Origin of the sequence: Enterococcus sp. LX10, assembly GCF_023539285.1 — a bacterium.
GTDB classification, from domain to species: Bacteria; Bacillota; Bacilli; order Lactobacillales; family Enterococcaceae; genus Enterococcus; species Enterococcus faecalis.
In genome coordinates, this window is the sequence record NZ_CP092784.1 from 2,266,079 (window position 1) to 2,282,032 (window position 15,954).

The following is a 15,954-nucleotide window of genomic DNA, read 5'->3' on the forward strand; positions in this document are numbered from 1 at the left end:
GGCACTTTTTTCCTTTATGATTTAGGGTGAATCATTTGGATAACTAATTGTTCACAAACATTTTGCCAACTAACATTGGCAGTCCATTTTTGGCGTGCTTTCAAAATTAGCGCCAACCGTTCCGCCTGCTCTTCCGTTACTTTTTTGGCTTGCTGTGTCGCAACACTTTCTTCCAATAATTGACGGTAATAAACCATGAGCAAGTCAAAGCTAAGCGCTTGTTGTTCTTTTTCCTTAAATACTTTGATCATTTTCTTCTGAACGTAGATAAATGCCTGTAAATCATTACTTTTTAGATAATTAAACCATTGCAAAATGATTTCCCTAGCTTCATTAAACCATTCATCTTGAGAGATTTCAACTGCTTTCTCAAAACTATTTGTCAGCTCAGCTAAAAGGGTTGCAGTCTTTTCACCAACCCCCTGTTTGATTAAGCGATCAATTAATGTTTTTTTGACTAATGGTTGAAAATGTAAGGTTTGGCATCGTGATTGAATCGTTGGTAAAATTCGAGAAAGCGAAGTGGTTTCTAAAATAGCTAAAATTTGTCCTTCTGGTTCTTCTAAAAATTTTAAGAGACTATTGGCTGCGCCGGTACTCATTTTATCTGCTTCTTGAATTAAGAAAACTTTTTTAGCAGTCTCGACCCCACTTTTAGAAAACTCCGCTTTTAATTCACGGATTTGGTTCACTTTGATGGTTTGCCCATCTGGCGCAATTCTTAAAACATCTGGATGTTCATTTTCATTAATCCGCACACAATTATGGCATTCGTTACAAGGCTGTTGATTTACTAAATTCGTACAAAAGACATGTTTCGCCATCCATAAGCCAAATTCTTGTTTTCCAGTTCCTGTATCTCCTTCAAAAAGATAAGCATGGGCAAGACGACCATGCTCAAAACTTTTTTGGAGTTGCTTGTACAGCAAAGGTTGCATTTGCTGTAGCTGTTGTGCTTCATTCATCTTAATATTGATGGAATCCTTCAACTGGTAAGACGAAGCAAGTAGCGCCGCCTACTTCAACTTCCACAGGATAAGGAATTTGGCCATCCATTGTGATATCTAAAGTCACAGGTGTTGAAACATATTGTTTTCTTGATTGACATGTTTCTTTAATTAAAGCTAATGTTTCGTCGACACGTTCATCATCAATCCCAATAATAAATGTGCTGTTTCCCGCTTTTAAGAATCCACCTGTTGAGGATAATTTTGTAGCACGAATATTGGCATCAATAAATTCGTTGGCTAATCGGTTACTATCTTTGTCTTGTACAATGGCTAAAATAATCTTCATGGTCTACACCTTCCTATAATTAAAAGTTTTCTGGATAACGTTCAATAATCGCCTGATACGTTGCTTCTACGACAAGTTCTAAACTCATCCGTGCATCAATCTTTTTGATACGTTGTGGATTTTCTTCTGCTAATTTCAAATATTCATGACGAACACGTTGATGAAATTCTAATCCTTCTGAATCTAAGCGATCAATTTGCTGTGTTCGATTTTCTTGAATCCGCCGTAAGCCAGTATCTGAGTCAACGTCTAAATAAATTGTAAAATCTGGTGAGACACCTTCTGTCGCAAACGCATTAATTGAAGCAATGGGGGCAATCCCAATTCTACGCCCAGCGCCTTGGTAGGCTAATGAGCTGTCAACAAAACGATCACATAGGACTAAATGACCCGCTTCCAAAGCTGGCAAGATTTTTTCCACTAAATGTTGACGACGAGCAGCTGCGTAAAGTAAAGCTTCTGTTCGCTCATCCATTCTGTCATTTCTTGGATCTAAAATAACTGTTCGAATCTTTTCGGCAATCGGTATGCCGCCTGGTTCTCTTGTGGTGACAATTTTTCGTTTTGACTCTTTAGCTAATCTTTCAGAAACTTCCTTCAAAACACTGGTTTTGCCAGCGCCATCTGGACCTTCAAATGTGATAAAAATACCCTGCACGTGCGAAAACTCCAATCAATTTTTACTTGTATCTATTATACTTCATCTTGCTCTATCAGTCTAATTGAAATCCTTATATCCTATTTAAAGTGATGCATCCGCTGAAAAAAAGAAACTGAAAAAGAAGTACGGAAAAGCTTGAACTGCGACATTTTCTCACAGAAACGACCTACTTCGATTTCAACCTCTTTTTCCAACGATGTTTCTTTTAAATTTCTCGACGTCCTTCGACTGCTTTCAGCAAGGTTATTTCGTCTGCATATTCAATATCGCTGCCGACAGACAAGCCGTGTGCCAAACGAGTAACGGTGATTCCAGCTGGTTTAATGAGCCGTGATAAATACATCGCCGTCGCTTCTCCTTCAGTGGTAGCATTGGTTGCTATAATGACCTCTTTCACTTCATCATCGTGCAATCGTTTGATCAAAGAGGCAATATTAATATCTTCTGGTCCTGTTCCTTCCATCGGTGAAAGCACCCCGTGGAGCACGTGATACAAGCCCTGATATTCACGCATTTTTTCCATTGCCATAACGTCTTTTGGCTCTTCCACTACTAAAATAATACTACGGTCACGATTTTTATCTTGGCAAATTTCACAAGGATCTTCTTCAGTAATATTTCCGCAAATACTACAGAAATGGAGATCTCTCTTGACACTAATTAGCGCTTTTGCAAAAGCATTAGCATCTTCTTCTTTCATATCAATTGTATAAAAAGCAAGCCGTGTCGCTGTTTTTTGACCAATTCCTGGTAATTTCATATAACTTTCAATCAATTTTGCAATCGGTTCTGGATAATTCATGAGGCTTCTACAGTCCTTTCTTAGCAAGGCGTTTCTGTTATTACTGAGCGAGTTACAACAGATTTTGCGTCACTGAATATCTTATCACGCCCTGTCAAAAAAGCAACTGACAATTACTGCTTTCTAATACAAAAACAAGTCGTTAGTTACGAGCACTAAACGACTTGCTTTTGTATTAACCAATCCAGGTTTCGTGTGTATAGGCCATTTCCCAAAAAGCGTATTCCATCTCACTGCTGATAACAAAAGCGGTGATCATAGCTGCTTGTTCTTGTGGTGAACTTTCTTCATATAATTGATCTAACAGTTGGCGTTCCTCTTGGACGTGTTGGTACGCTTCCTCCCCAGCATAGGTTTCAATCCAACGTTGGTACAGTGGCTCTGGTGAGTGTTGTTTGACTAACTGTGCACCAATTTCTTGATAGAGCCAAGAACAAGGCAACATACTTGCTGCGGCCGTCTTAGGCGTTCCTTCAATAAGTTGGCGATACATATGAGAAACATAGTGATACGCGGTTGGTGCAATCGGTGTCGCTGCAACCTCTTCTTCCGTAATCGCTAGTTCTTCAAAAAAAGTTTCACGAATAGCTAATTCGCCCAACGCGAGATTTTCCGCATTTGTTAAGAGTAATTTTTTCAATCGAGGTTGTTGCGTTTGTGCCGCAATCAAGCGATAAAGTTGACTAAAGTGTTTTAAATAGTAATGATCTTGAATTAAATAGTAGCGAAAAATCGTTGGACTCAAGGTTCCTTCATGTAACTCTGTGATAAAAGGATGCTGAAAACTTCCTTGCCAAGAAGCTTGCGCTTGTTCTTTGGCTTGTTCTGTAAATGTCATAGGTTTCTCCTTTACGTTAGAAAAATAAACAAATTTGTAAAAATGATGATCAAAATAGCAAGCCCAAGACTGACTTTTGCTGACACAAAATGCTCTTTTCGACTTCTGGTGGCTCCTTCTTCATAGCCATGGGCAGACATTGCTTCAGTATATTTATCTCGCCAAGAAACAGCAACGAGCAGTGTTTTAACATAAAGCATCGGCGACCAAAAATGAAACGTTTTGCCACGGAGTAGGCTTGCTTCTTTTAAATCATTAATTTCTCTTTTCACTTCCGGTAAGGCGTGAACCACCACTAAAATTCCATAAACAAAGTTTGGTGCTAGCCCCTTTTGTTCCAATAACAACAATAATTCTTCAAAATCAACGCCTACAGCAAAAGCTAGTCCTAAACCGGCAAAGGCATACGTTCGGCTAAACAAAAGCCAGGCTTGTTGACTACTCGTACCATGCAAATAAATAGACCAAAACGTCCCGATTGCTGGTAAAAGTGGCAAGAAAAATAACCAAAGCAGTAAGCGGGATTTTCGCTGGCCTATTAAAAAAATGATACAACCCATAAAAACCGCCAAATTTGCCAAAATTGACTGAGAAAAAGATAATTCAAAGGTCAAAATAAGAATCAAAGAAGCATAAATTGCTGCATTTGTTTGCTTTATTTGCATGTGGTTCCCTCCTGCCAGATAATCAGTTGTTGATGCAGCAATTCTATTCGGTAATTGCTCACGCCAGAGAGAGGTTCTAGCCGATGCGTGACGATTAGAAAATCTTGTTGCGCACTTTTTTCTTTGATCCATTCAACAAAATAATTGCATGCTCGCTCATCTAATCCAGCAAAAGGTTCATCTAAAAGTAAACAGTCCAAATCTAAGCTCAGCAAACTAATTAATTGCACCATCTTTTTTTGCCCTTCACTTAGTTGAAAAACACTGTGCTCTAGTTTTTCTTTTAAACCTAAAAAAGTTAAGGCTTCCTCTTGTTTTCTTCTTTTTTCTGCTGTCATGTTCTGACCAAACAAAAGCTCTTCTCGTAAAGTCAACGTGACAAACTGACGATTGGCTTGTTGCACCGCTAATGTCATGTGTTGATACAATTTTTTTGAAGCCCGCAAGCGGCGGCCCGATAAGAACATTTTTCCTTGATATTTTTGTCTCTGAACGATGGCTTTTAATAAGGTGGATTTCCCCGCCCCATTTGGCCCCGTCAACGTGGTAATTCCTTTAAACAAAAGCGCTTCTTTTTCTTCAAGTAGCACTCGTTTTCCCTGATACAAACGAAAATTTTTCAATTGGAGCATTGGTTGTTTTACCACAGAATTTGTCAGTTGAAATGTCTGCGGTTTTGTTTTGATAAACGTCAACGGTTGCTTTTCAAACTGGCCATTTTTCAACGTGACGACTTGGTCCACAACATCAGCGTAATCGCTGAAATCGTGGTCGCACACCAAAATCGTTTTGCCTGCTTGATGGAGTCTTGCTAAAATTTGAATAAATTGTTTTCGAGAGGTTGGATCAATGCTTGCAAAAGGTTCATCTAATAAAAGAATATCTGGGTTCATTGCTAGCAGAACTGTCAACGCCGCTTTTTGTTTTTCACCACCAGATAACGTCGCTAATTCTCGTGTGAATAAGGTTTGAGTCTGAACAAGTTGAAGCGCTGTTTGGATTTTTCGGTTCATTTCTTCAGGCGAGATTCCTAAATTTTCTAAAGCAAAAATCAGTTCTCGTTCCAAGGTTTTCATTGTAAATTGTTGACTGGGGTTTTGAAACAGCATGCCAATTTTTTGCGCCTTTTCACGAGTTGATAATTGTCGGCGCTCCATTCCTTCAATCAAAATTTCTCCTTGGTAATCAAGCGGAGCAAATCCGGCAATCAATCGTAAGAGCGTTGATTTTCCACTACCACTATCGCCAATTAATAAGGAAAACGTTCCTTGAGGAATTGCTAAATTTGTCTTTTCAAACAAGGGTTGTTCTCGTGAAAAGGACACAGCTTTTAATTGGATACTATTCATTTTGCCTTCACAGCTAACCCTTGCGCAGACTGATACATTCGTAAAATAACTTTCGTTAAGAAAATACCAAAGAAACAAATGGAAACGAACCGAACGCTAATTAAAGCAATGTTCATCCCCAGACCGTAATTGCCATAACCAAACTTAAAGTATTCATACACATAACTAAAAATAGTCGTCCCAATCGCACTATAAAATAACGTGAGTGTATCGTACCGTTTGTAGCGTGTCACAAAAAAGCCACTTTCACTACCTAGGCCTTGAATCACACCAGAAATTAATACACTAGGTCCGAAATACGAACCATAAAGCATTTCTGCCAAAGCGGCTAAAACTTCCGCCAAAACAGCACTTCCCGCTCGTGGAATCAGCATCGCTGCAATTGGTGCCACCATGGTCCACATTCCAAATAAAAGCTCATTGGCAAATGGACTCAGTCCTAATGGTAACAGCGCAGCATTCAATAACGCATAGAGGAACCCTGCCCCCATAAAAACACCGCCAAACAAAAAGGCTAAAAAAGCGAGTAAGACGACTTGTTGCAATGACCATTTTTTCAATAAAAAAACTCCTTTCTCTTAACAAAAAGCAAAAGGAGTGACTTAAATAAACCCTGATAAAAGAAAACACACTCATCCTAGGACAGAATGAGTGCGTGAAAAATCAAAGTAAATCGGCATTTCCCTGCGACAGTACTAACTGCATCAGGTTCAATGGGTATCATCTCAGCCATAACAGCACCCCAAATGTTTTTTATTAAAATGTACTTTTACTATAGCATAGAATAATTATAAAAACTAGTCTTGGCACTTTTTTCTTTCATCAAAAGCTGAAGAAATCAAACAATTTTGTAAGATAACTGTTAGGCAAATAAATGGTTGGTTTTTCTGAACTTTGTTATATTGTTCTTTATGAAAGAGAGGCGTTTATACTATGGGTAAAACATTAACTGGCTTTCATTTGAAAGTCATTGGGGTTATTTCAATGGTCTTTGACCATCTATTGCAATTTTTTAGTTTTTTAGGCGTGCCTGGTTGGTTCGGATGGATTGGACGAATTGCTGCACCTATTTTCTTATTTGAAAGTTCTGAAGGCTTCATTCACACAAGCAATCGGCGAAAATACATGTTCCGGTTGTTGTTAGGCTTCTGGATTATGGGGATTCTGAACGGCATTTTAAATGCGTATTTTTCAACAGGTGGCTTAATTATCAATAATATTTTTGGGACGTTATTTTTAGGTACGGTCTACATGCAGTCTATGGACTATTTTAAACAAAAACAAATTGGTAAAGGGCTTCTTTGGTTTATTGTGCCTTTATTAATCAGTGCTCTACCTTTCGTCGTTTTTAGTTCTCCAGACATATTAAGCAACCCTGCTATCTTAATTGGTTTCCAACTTTTCAATCTGATTGTGCCATCACTAATGATGACAGAAGGCGGGTTTTTATTTGTTCTCTTGGCTGTGGCTTTTTATTTATTCCATGACAAAAAGTGGTTACAAATTTCAGCGATTGGCGTTGTTGCGTTGATTTCAGCAGCCAGCTATAATTTCCAAGAACTATTCGGGGCGAATCACCAATGGATGATGATTTTAGCAGCGATTCCAATTATTCTTTATAATGGTGAAAAAGGCCGTGGCATGCGGAATTTCTTTTATATTTTCTATCCAGCTCACATTGCTATTTTTGCAATTATTAGTTTCTTCATGCAACGTTAATTATTTTCTTCTTGACGATTGCCTAAAAACTGTTTACAATGCAACATGTAAACAAATCGTACAGATAACACGCAAGTTGCGTGTCGAGAGAGAGGCGGTTTCTATTCTTATAGAAACTGCTTCTATTTTTTTACGAAAAAATGAAAACTATAGAGGTGATTAAATGGAACAAAAAAACGTACGATTATTCCCTGCCGTTTTAGCGACAGGAATTATGTCTTTTGCTGGCGTATTAATTGAAACAGCAATGAATGTAACCTTTCCGACATTAACAAAGGAATTTGGTGTTTCCACCGGTACCGTGCAGTGGGTGACAACGATTTATTTATTAGTTATTTCTATCATGGTGCCCTTATCCAATTATTTATTAAAAACCTATTCGCTAAGACGCTTATTTATCGTTGCGAATCTTTTCTTTTTGATTGGTTTAGCGATTGATGTCTATTCGCCATCTTTCAGTATCTTGTTATTAGGCCGACTCTTCCAAGGGGCTAGCACTGGGATTGCTTTGCCACTGATGTTTCATATTATTTTGAACTTTACCCCGCTGGAAAAACGGGGAACGATGATGGGGGTAGGCACATTGACCACTTCAATTGCTCCAGCCATTGGTCCAACGTATGGTGGAATCTTAACATCTTCCCTGTCTTGGCACGCCATCTTTTTATTCTTAATTCCTATTTTACTACTTTCTTTGTTTATGGGATTATCGGCTATTCCAGAAATACCTGTTAAAAAAACCACCACTCTTGATTTGGTTAGTTTAATTGGTATTGCCCTGTTATTTAGTGGTTTGTTGATGTTTTTAAGTAAAATTGGCACATTGTTTGGCTGGCTTTCACTTCTGGCAGCCGTTATTGGCTTTGTTATTTTTTATAAACGAGCAACGACCGCTGAACAGCCACTAGTTCGTTTGACAATTTTAAAAAATCCCGCCTTCGTTTTATTTTTATGTGGCTTTTTAGTTTGTCAATTCTTATTGTTAGGTATTTCCTTTGTCTTACCAAACTTTGTTCAAATCGTCCTTGGAAAAAATGCGTTTGTAGCTGGGCTAGTCATGCTGCCAGGTGCTACAGTCGGGGCCATTTTGGCACCACTTTCTGGACGAGTGTTGGATCAATACGGCGCTAAAAAACCTATATTATTTGGCTTAAGTTTGGCGACAATCGGTTGGCTAGCTTTAACAATTTTACTAGAGATGCCTGTTTTATTAGGATTCGTCGCTGGACATGTTACCTATATGATTGGTCTAGGTTTTGCATACAGTAATATGATGACGACTGGTATGAGCTTGTTAGAGGAGAAAGATTTTGGCGACGGTAATACGTTATTTAATACACTTCAACAATTTTCTGGCGCTATTGCGACGGCCATCGTAGCGACGATTATTAATATCGCTCAAGACCACGCAGATAATTTTGCTCAGGGGACAACGATGGGCTCCCTCATTTCTCTGATTTTCTTGTTAACCTTATTAGTAATTGTTTTAATTGCTTGCTGGAATTATTTCCGCAAAAAAGCTTAAAAAAAAGCAGCTGGTCCGTTCCGTAGTGACCAGCTGTTTTTTTCTAGTTTTCTAAAGATAGTTGTTTTTTTATGCTTCTTGCTTCCGAATATATAGTACGAACAAGACGGCAATCAACACGATAAAGCCACCAAAAATCGGTGTATATGTTACTGATAAATGATCTGTGACTACCCCACCTGTCATTGAGCCAACGGTAATCCCAATATTAAAGGCTGCAATATTAAAAGCTGAGGCCAAAGTGATATCTTCTGGAACATACTTTTCCGCTAATTCTACAACATATAGTTGTAAACCAGGTACATTCATAAAGGCAAATAGACCCAACATCAAACTTGCTAATAAGCCTAGAAGACTGTTATCCATTAAAACAGTAATAAATAAAAAGACTAAGGACAGAATTAATAAGCTAAACATTTTTACTAACGAATCTAAAGGTTTTTTATTTGCCCAGTGACCACCTACTGTATTGCCAATTGCAACCATTACGCCATAAACAACTAAAATAATCACTACCGCATTGGCTGAAAAGCCTAAATTTTCCAATAACGGTGACAAGTACGTATATGCAGCAAACGTTCCACCATAACCAAAAGCAGTAATTAGAAAAGAGAAAACGAGGGGTTTGTTCGTAAAAATCCGCGTGATTCCTTTTAAGTCAACCTTTCCTGGTATCGGTAAATTTTTGGGAACTAAAAAATAACTAGCAATCAGTCCCACCAAGCCAATACTGGCTATAAAAAGAAAGGACATATGCCAAGCTGTTTGTTGCCCAATAAACGTCCCTAAAGGTACGCCAGTCACTGTTGCAACCGTTAAGCCCGTAAACATAATAGCAATAGCGCTAGCTCGACGTGACGGCGGCACAACATCTGCGGCGATGACAGTCGAAACAGACATGAAAATACCATGCGCCAATGCAGAAAGTATCCGCCCTACCAATAAAATAATAAACGTTGGCGCAAACGCAGCAATTAAATTCCCACTAATGAAAAGAAGCATAATCCCCAGCATTAATGAGCGACGATTCCATTTTCCTGTCAAAATTGTTAATAACGGCGCCCCAATCGTCACACCTAAAGCGTATAAAGAAACAGTCAAACCTGCTTGGGAAAGACTAATATGAAAACTTTTAACAATCATTGGTAATAAACCCACACTAATAAATTCTGTTGAACCGATTGCGAAAGCATTGATAGCTAATGCAAAGAGCGTTAAATTTGGTGAAATTTTCTTTTCCATTCTCTTCCTCCTAAAAAACATTTGAATTTCAACAAAAATTACTATATACTAAGATTGAAATTTTGATAAGTACCTACTTTTTTGTATCATAGGTACCTTTTAGTAACTTTTGTTTATTATCAACCTATTAAGGAGGAATGTTTTTTGGAAACTCGTACATATGCGATTGGTGTCGAAGCAACGATGGATGTTATTGGCGGCAAATGGAAACCAATTATTCTGTGTAATTTACGGCACGGCGCCATGCGCCCCAGCGATTTAAAACGCGGCATTACTGGCATTAGTCAAAAAATGCTGACACAACAATTACGGGAACTCGAAGAAGACAACATTATCGAGCGGAAAGTTTACAACCAAGTTCCACCAAAAGTCGAATATTATTTAAGCGATTATGGTCAAAGCCTCTCTGCTGTCTTAGATAACTTATGTAATTGGGGAGAATCCCACGTGGCTCATTTGCAAGAACAAGGCCAAGAAATTTATTTAAAATGTGAAGATTAGTGAACAAAACGTTTATAAACTATATTAAGAGGGAACTTTAAGCTATTTAAAGCCTGGGGAAAAATCATTTTAGATTTTTCCCCAGGCTCTTCTTATGCTTTAATAACTTGAATATCTTGCGTTAATTGGGCCCAATGATTAGTGGGTCCGTGGCCATGTCCAACAGAAATTGCTTGGCTAATGGCCCCTTGTATAAACTGTTTGCCAATCACAATCGCCGCTTCTAACGGCGTACCTTTTGCTAATTCGGCTGCGATACACGCTGAAAAAGTATCTCCTGTTCCATGAGTATTTTTCGTTACAATTCGTGGTGCACTTAGCCAAAAGCTCGAACCGTCTTCCATTAATATATAATCAGCCGCTTGTTGATTTGTGCTATGTCCGCCTTTCATAATAATATTTTTTGTGCCCAATTGCTGTAATTTTTTTGCTGCGGTCTGCATTTCTTGTTCTGTCTTGATGGTCGTCTCTAGTAAAACTTCTGCTTCTGGTAAATTAGGTGTCACGACCGTTGCTAATGGCAACAGTTGCTCTTTAATCGTTTGAACTGCCTCGGCTTCTAACAAATGGTGTCCACCTTTAGCCACCATTACAGGATCGACAATCAACGGACCAAAATCAACTTTCTGCAAATTGCGAACAACAGCTTCGACACGCTCACTATCTGCTAACATCCCCGTTTTCGCTGCCCCAATTTTAAAATCAGCCGCCAGTGATTGAAATTGTGCATCAATAAATGAACTAGGAATCGGTAAGCTATCTTGCACGCCATACGTATTTTGTGCCGTCAATGCAATGACAATATTTAAGCCAAATGCCTGCCGTGCTTGAAATGTTTTTAAATCTGCTTGCATGCCAGCTCCCCCACCAGAATCAGAACCAGCAATCGTGACTACTTGTGGGGTCAAATTATATTCGGTCATTTTCTCGCCTCCAACATTCGCTCCGTTACACGCATCAACCCTTGAACTTTCTCGGTTATCTGTTCAGCCAGCATAATTTCACTGACCAGTGAAACACCAGCCACTCCCGTTCCCATAAGTTGTTCTATATTTTCTTCTTTGATCCCACCAATCGCCACAACAGGAATCGTGACTGCTGCAGCAATTTCAGAAAGTGTCTGCAAAGAAGTTAACGGACTGTCCTTAGTCGTTGTGGGGAAAATTGCGCCCACGCCTAAATAATCGGCGCCCTCGTTTTCCGCTTCAACTCCTCGTGCCACCGTTTTGGCTGAAACACCTACGATTTTTGTGGACCCAACCAGTTTTCGCACAAGAGCAACCGGTAATTCATCATCCCCTATATGCACACCTGCCGCATCCACTGCCAAGCAAATATCGACACGATCATTAATAATCAACGGAATCTGATACGCATCTGTTACCGCTTTAACTTTCACTGCTAATTCGTAAAAACGCCGTGTTGACACTTCCTTTTCACGCAGTTGGACCAATGTCACTCCACTGCGACAAGCAGTTTCAATTCGTTTTAAAAATTCAGTATCACTAAAATCATACCGGCCTGTCACCAAATAAACTTTCAATTGCTCTCTCATAGCACTCGTCCTTTCACCGCCTCAAACCAATCCTTCTCCTTCATTAAAAGAGATAACTGATTTAACGTATTTTGGCGAAAATCGGCCAGCCCTTGGCTCTTAGTCTGGGCTTTTTCTCCGCAAAGATTAAAATAGCTCACTGCGGCTACTGCCGCAGTCATTGGCGCGTTGCCTTCACCTAATAAAGCGGCAACTAATGCGCCGACTAAATCGCCCGTGCCAGTGAAACAATCCAACTCAGGAACACCATTTTGTAAGACAATCACTTGCTCTTGACTAACCAAAACATCTTGAATCCCTGTTGCTAAAAATACCGTCTGGGGAAACTTTTGCGTTTGTTGACGTAAAGCCTGAATCAGTTCCTCAATTGCTTCTTCACTTTGATCCAAAGGGCTGCCATCCACTCCTCGGCCATGACTCACCAACTGGCAAAAAGTCCGCATTTCTGAAAGATTCCCTTTCACAACGGTTGGCTGATTGTGCACCAGCTTTTCCCCAACTTCATTGCGAATATCACTGGCGCCATAACCGACTAAATCGACTACGGTCGGTTTATTCACTTGCCGAGCATAATCACTAGCTGCTAACAAGCTCTGCTCTCGTTCTTGTGATAAATGGCCTAAATTCAAAACCAAGGCACTGGTTTGCTGAAACAACTGCGGAAATTCCCGGGGATCATCTGCCATAATGGGTTTAGCATCAATATAAAGTAATGCATTCGCCATAGACTCACACGTAATTTCATTCGTAATGCACTGAATTAATGGTGCCGTTGTCAGTGGAAAAATCGTTTCAAACTTAACGCTTGTTTTCATAAAAGTACCCTCCCAAAAATAATTCCTGTGTTTGTTTAAATACCCGAGTTTCTTTCAGTTTTACTAAGACAAGCCAAGCAATCACTGAACCAATCAGTGTGGCGCCAATAAATCGTGGCGTATAAATGAACCAATAAAAATTCTGCTTACTGCCAGTAAACCAAACCATTACAGGATAGGACAATAACGAGCCAATGATGCCTGTACCAAAAATTTCTCCTAGCATCGACCAGCCTAATTTTTGTCCCCATTGATAAAATAAACCAGCAAAAAACGCGCCAAAAACGGCACCTGTTAACGCTAATGGCGGAATACCTAAGAATGTCATACGGATTAAGCCGCAGACAAGTGCCATGAGCGTTCCGTAAAGAGGACCTAATAAAACTCCGGCAATAATGTTCATGACACTGGACATAGGGGCCATTCCCTCAATTCGCATTAACGGCGATAATACAACGTCCATCGCAATCATTAAAGCCAGTAACGTAACTCTGTGGATTCGATTTTTTTCCACGTAAAAAAACTCCTTTCTGCGAGAAGCAAAAGGAGGCGCGACTGAAAAAGACAGAAAAACCCAACCACAAATAAACGTAGTTGGGTGCAATAATCGGTCAAAATTTCAAGACATTTCCCTGCGCCAGTCCTAACTGTTTCAGGTTCCATGGGTATAATCTCAGCTAATAGCACCCCAAATGTTTCTCTTTAATTGGCTTTAGTATAGCATAGTTTTTTGGAAGCGACTACTAAAATTGCCAAAGAGTTTTCCCACAAAAACAGAAAAAACGTCATGCCCAAAAAGTTCGATTTTTTGGGCATGACGTTTTTCATACTTTCGTTTGTCTTATTTTTTAGAATCCTGGCATTCCTTTGGTGTATTTACCTAAAGTTGCTTCGGTTTCTTTTTCAATTTTTACTAACGCATCGTTGACAGCCATAATGACTAAATCTTGTAACATATCAACGTCTTCAGGATCAACCACGTCCTCTTTAATGGTCAAATCTTTCATTGTGCGATCACCAGTAAATGTCGCTGTCACAAGTTGATTGGTTGCTTCACCGATAAATTCTTTTTCATTTAGCGCTTCTTGCGCTTTGGCCATTTCTTTTTGCATTTTTTGTACTTGTTTCATCATGCCTTGCATGTTGCCCATTCCTCGCATCATAATTCCTCGACTCCTTCGTATTAATCATCTAGTACTTCGACAAGCTCTTCACCAAACATAGCAATTGCTTCATCTACTACTGGATTTTCTTGTGAATGTTCATTTGTTGCAGGCGGTTCGTCCGCTAGACGAGCCATTTCATTTTCAGGTTCAGAATGATTCAAACTGCCCTGATTTTGGTTAATAAAACTTTGTCTTAGTTTTGGCCAGCTTTCTCTAGTAATGCAGACCATCTCTGGTGTATAGTCCATCAAACGGCTTAAATTATTATTGAAAGCTAACTGCATCTCTTCATCGTATGTTGCACGAGCACAAACAATCTCATAGTCAAATGCCACCACGATGCCCTTAGGACTCGCTGCGACAGGTTCACTAGCTTTGAGCATCGCTCGTTGAGTCACAGATAATGTTTGCAGTAAGTCTTCCCAGACATTTTTCACATTCATTAAATGTGTTCTAGTCGCTTCGTTTAGGACTTGATATACCCGTTCTGTGGGTACACGGAACGAACTTTTTGGCGCTTGTGGTCGTGCTTGTTGACGTGGCGCATCTGCTTCTTTGGTAGTTACACCGTGTTTCTTTAATTCAGCCAGTTCTTTCTTCAGTTGCCCGATTTGATTTTGTAAATCTGCTAATTCTGGATTTCCCTCTGCACTACCATCTTGATTAGCTGTTTCTGGCGTATTGTGTTTATTGGGTTGCACCGTTTTAGCCAATTTGACAGTGGCTACTTCCAGATAGATATTCGCATTGTTGGTAAAGCGGATCTCATTTTGTGTATCACTTAAAATTTGGATTAGTTGGTAGATTTTTTCAGCAGGTGTTTGTGTAGCTAGTTCCTTAAATGCTTCTGTCAAAGTTCCTGCTTTTTCTGCTAATAACTTCGGTGCTTGCTGATACATCAGCAAATCTCGACAATATAATAACAAATCTTCTAAGAAACGGCGTGCTTCTTTGCCTTCGCCTAAAATACTTTCCAAGCCTTCTAATGCTCGTTCAACATCACCGGCGACACAACACTGAATATAATGATCCATCATTTCATAGGTTAGGCTGCCTGTCACTTGCATTGCATCTTCCAGTGTTACTTTTTCATCACTAAATGAAATCGTTTGATCCAAGATACTCAAGGCATCTCGCATCCCACCTTCCGCAGCACGCCCAATCACATAAAGGGCTTGTTCCTCATAATCGAGAGCCATTTCCTGCATGATATGGGCCATATGATCGACGATATCTTGCGTACTAATTCGCTTAAAATCAAAGCGTTGCGTCCGTGAGATAATCGTTAACGGAATCTTGTGTGGTTCAGTCGTTGCTAAGATAAAAATAACATTTTGTGGTGGTTCTTCCAAGGTTTTTAAAAGTGCATTGAACGCGCCTGTTGATAGCATATGAACTTCATCAATAATATAAACTTTGTACTCGGCTTGCGTCGGTGCATACTTTGCTTTATCACGAATATCACGGATTTCTTCCACGCCATTATTACTCGCTGCATCAATTTCAATGACATCATTTAAACGACCTTCCGTAATGGCTACACAGGTTTCACAAACATTACAAGGTTCACCATCTTGACTATGTTTACAGTTAATCGCTTTAGCGAAAATTTTTGCGGCACTGGTTTTACCTGTACCACGAGGGCCAGTAAATAAATAGGCATGAGATGTTTTCTTTTGCACTATCGCATTTTTCAGTGTCTGAGTAATTGCTTTTTGTCCTACTACGTCATCGAAACGTTGTGAACGCCAGACCCGATAAAGTGCTTGATAAGCCATTTTTTACCCTCCCTTATTTTTCATTCTTATCTATTATACGTG

At 39.5% G+C, this 15,954-nt stretch carries 18 protein-coding genes and 2 riboswitches; of the genes, 3 read left to right on the forward strand and 15 right to left on the reverse strand.

The window, feature by feature from the left end; translation table 11 throughout:
- Positions 1 to 14: 14 nt before the first annotated feature.
- The 8 genes from holB to MKZ30_RS10660 all read right to left on the reverse strand — a co-directional run bounded on the left by holB (position 15) and on the right by MKZ30_RS10660 (position 6,171).
- On the reverse strand, positions 15 to 965 hold the full coding sequence (holB, locus tag MKZ30_RS10625) for a DNA polymerase III subunit delta' (RefSeq protein WP_002382494.1): 951 nt from the start codon (positions 963 to 965) through the stop codon (positions 15 to 17).
- Between the two features lies 1 nt (position 966).
- Positions 967 to 1,296 carry a cyclic di-AMP receptor DarA gene (darA, locus tag MKZ30_RS10630; protein WP_002356367.1) on the reverse strand — a complete coding sequence of 110 codons (330 nt, stop codon included), beginning with the start codon at positions 1,294 to 1,296 and terminating at the stop codon, positions 967 to 969.
- 19 nt (positions 1,297 to 1,315) lie between these two features.
- Positions 1,316 to 1,954, reverse strand: coding sequence for a dTMP kinase (tmk, locus tag MKZ30_RS10635; protein WP_002356366.1), 639 nt, complete (start codon positions 1,952 to 1,954; stop codon positions 1,316 to 1,318).
- Between the two features lie 208 nt (positions 1,955 to 2,162).
- The gene (gene recR, locus MKZ30_RS10640) at positions 2,163 to 2,759 is read right to left on the reverse strand and encodes a recombination mediator RecR (protein ID WP_002356363.1); all 597 of its coding nucleotides are present in this window, start codon (positions 2,757 to 2,759) and stop codon (positions 2,163 to 2,165) included.
- A gap of 175 nt (positions 2,760 to 2,934) precedes the next feature.
- Positions 2,935 to 3,597: a thiaminase II gene (gene tenA / locus MKZ30_RS10645; RefSeq protein ID WP_002362330.1), complete on the reverse strand. Its 663-nt coding sequence runs from the start codon at positions 3,595 to 3,597 to the stop codon at positions 2,935 to 2,937.
- A gap of 11 nt (positions 3,598 to 3,608) precedes the next feature.
- The gene (locus MKZ30_RS10650) at positions 3,609 to 4,262 is read right to left on the reverse strand and encodes a CbiQ family ECF transporter T component (protein ID WP_002359432.1); all 654 of its coding nucleotides are present in this window, start codon (positions 4,260 to 4,262) and stop codon (positions 3,609 to 3,611) included.
- Positions 4,253 to 5,611: an ABC transporter ATP-binding protein gene (locus MKZ30_RS10655; RefSeq protein ID WP_033601111.1), complete on the reverse strand. Its 1,359-nt coding sequence runs from the start codon at positions 5,609 to 5,611 to the stop codon at positions 4,253 to 4,255. The genes MKZ30_RS10650 and MKZ30_RS10655 overlap by 10 nt, the downstream gene beginning before the upstream one ends.
- Positions 5,608 to 6,171, reverse strand: coding sequence for an ECF transporter S component (locus MKZ30_RS10660; protein WP_002359429.1), 564 nt, complete (start codon positions 6,169 to 6,171; stop codon positions 5,608 to 5,610). Before MKZ30_RS10660 ends, MKZ30_RS10655 begins: the two co-directional genes overlap by 4 nt.
- Before the next feature lie 104 nt (positions 6,172 to 6,275).
- Positions 6,276 to 6,366, reverse strand: a riboswitch (TPP riboswitch).
- 178 nt (positions 6,367 to 6,544) lie between these two features.
- On the opposite strand from MKZ30_RS10660, the gene MKZ30_RS10665 reads away from it, so the two are divergent.
- Both MKZ30_RS10665 and MKZ30_RS10670 read left to right on the forward strand, forming a co-directional pair.
- Positions 6,545 to 7,330, forward strand: a complete 786-nt coding sequence (locus MKZ30_RS10665) for a TraX family protein (RefSeq protein WP_033601110.1) — start codon at positions 6,545 to 6,547, stop codon at positions 7,328 to 7,330.
- A gap of 163 nt (positions 7,331 to 7,493) precedes the next feature.
- On the forward strand, positions 7,494 to 8,855 hold the full coding sequence (locus MKZ30_RS10670; protein ID WP_002382490.1) for an MFS transporter: 1,362 nt from the start codon (positions 7,494 to 7,496) through the stop codon (positions 8,853 to 8,855).
- A gap of 69 nt (positions 8,856 to 8,924) precedes the next feature.
- On the opposite strand, the gene MKZ30_RS10675 is transcribed toward MKZ30_RS10670, so the two are convergent.
- On the reverse strand, positions 8,925 to 10,097 hold the full coding sequence (locus tag MKZ30_RS10675) for an MFS transporter (protein ID WP_002382489.1): 1,173 nt from the start codon (positions 10,095 to 10,097) through the stop codon (positions 8,925 to 8,927).
- Positions 10,098 to 10,241: 144 nt separating this feature from the next.
- Here MKZ30_RS10675 and MKZ30_RS10680 point away from each other — a divergent pair, with 144 nt between their 5' ends.
- A complete protein-coding gene (locus MKZ30_RS10680; protein WP_002356348.1) occupies positions 10,242 to 10,598 on the forward strand; it encodes a winged helix-turn-helix transcriptional regulator in 357 nt (118 codons plus the stop codon).
- 92 nt (positions 10,599 to 10,690) lie between these two features.
- On the opposite strand, the gene thiD is transcribed toward MKZ30_RS10680, so the two are convergent.
- The 6 genes from thiD to dnaX form a co-directional block, all read right to left on the reverse strand.
- A complete protein-coding gene (thiD, locus tag MKZ30_RS10685) occupies positions 10,691 to 11,521 on the reverse strand; it encodes a bifunctional hydroxymethylpyrimidine kinase/phosphomethylpyrimidine kinase (protein ID WP_002382487.1) in 831 nt (276 codons plus the stop codon).
- Positions 11,518 to 12,153 carry a thiamine phosphate synthase gene (gene thiE / locus MKZ30_RS10690; RefSeq protein WP_002368794.1) on the reverse strand — a complete coding sequence of 212 codons (636 nt, stop codon included), beginning with the start codon at positions 12,151 to 12,153 and terminating at the stop codon, positions 11,518 to 11,520. Before thiE ends, thiD begins: the two co-directional genes overlap by 4 nt.
- Complete coding sequence (gene thiM, locus MKZ30_RS10695) at positions 12,150 to 12,968, reverse strand: hydroxyethylthiazole kinase (RefSeq protein WP_002382486.1); 819 nt, start codon at positions 12,966 to 12,968, stop codon at positions 12,150 to 12,152. The genes thiE and thiM overlap by 4 nt, the downstream gene beginning before the upstream one ends.
- Complete coding sequence (thiW, locus tag MKZ30_RS10700) at positions 12,952 to 13,440, reverse strand: energy coupling factor transporter S component ThiW (RefSeq protein WP_002356342.1); 489 nt, start codon at positions 13,438 to 13,440, stop codon at positions 12,952 to 12,954. Before thiW ends, thiM begins: the two co-directional genes overlap by 17 nt.
- A gap of 140 nt (positions 13,441 to 13,580) precedes the next feature.
- Positions 13,581 to 13,669: riboswitch (TPP riboswitch) on the reverse strand.
- A 147-nt stretch (positions 13,670 to 13,816) separates the two neighbouring features.
- Positions 13,817 to 14,131 carry a YbaB/EbfC family nucleoid-associated protein gene (locus MKZ30_RS10705; protein ID WP_002382484.1) on the reverse strand — a complete coding sequence of 105 codons (315 nt, stop codon included), beginning with the start codon at positions 14,129 to 14,131 and terminating at the stop codon, positions 13,817 to 13,819.
- A gap of 20 nt (positions 14,132 to 14,151) precedes the next feature.
- Positions 14,152 to 15,912, reverse strand: a complete 1,761-nt coding sequence (gene dnaX, locus MKZ30_RS10710; RefSeq protein WP_033601109.1) for a DNA polymerase III subunit gamma/tau — start codon at positions 15,910 to 15,912, stop codon at positions 14,152 to 14,154.
- Positions 15,913 to 15,954 lie beyond the last annotated feature (42 nt).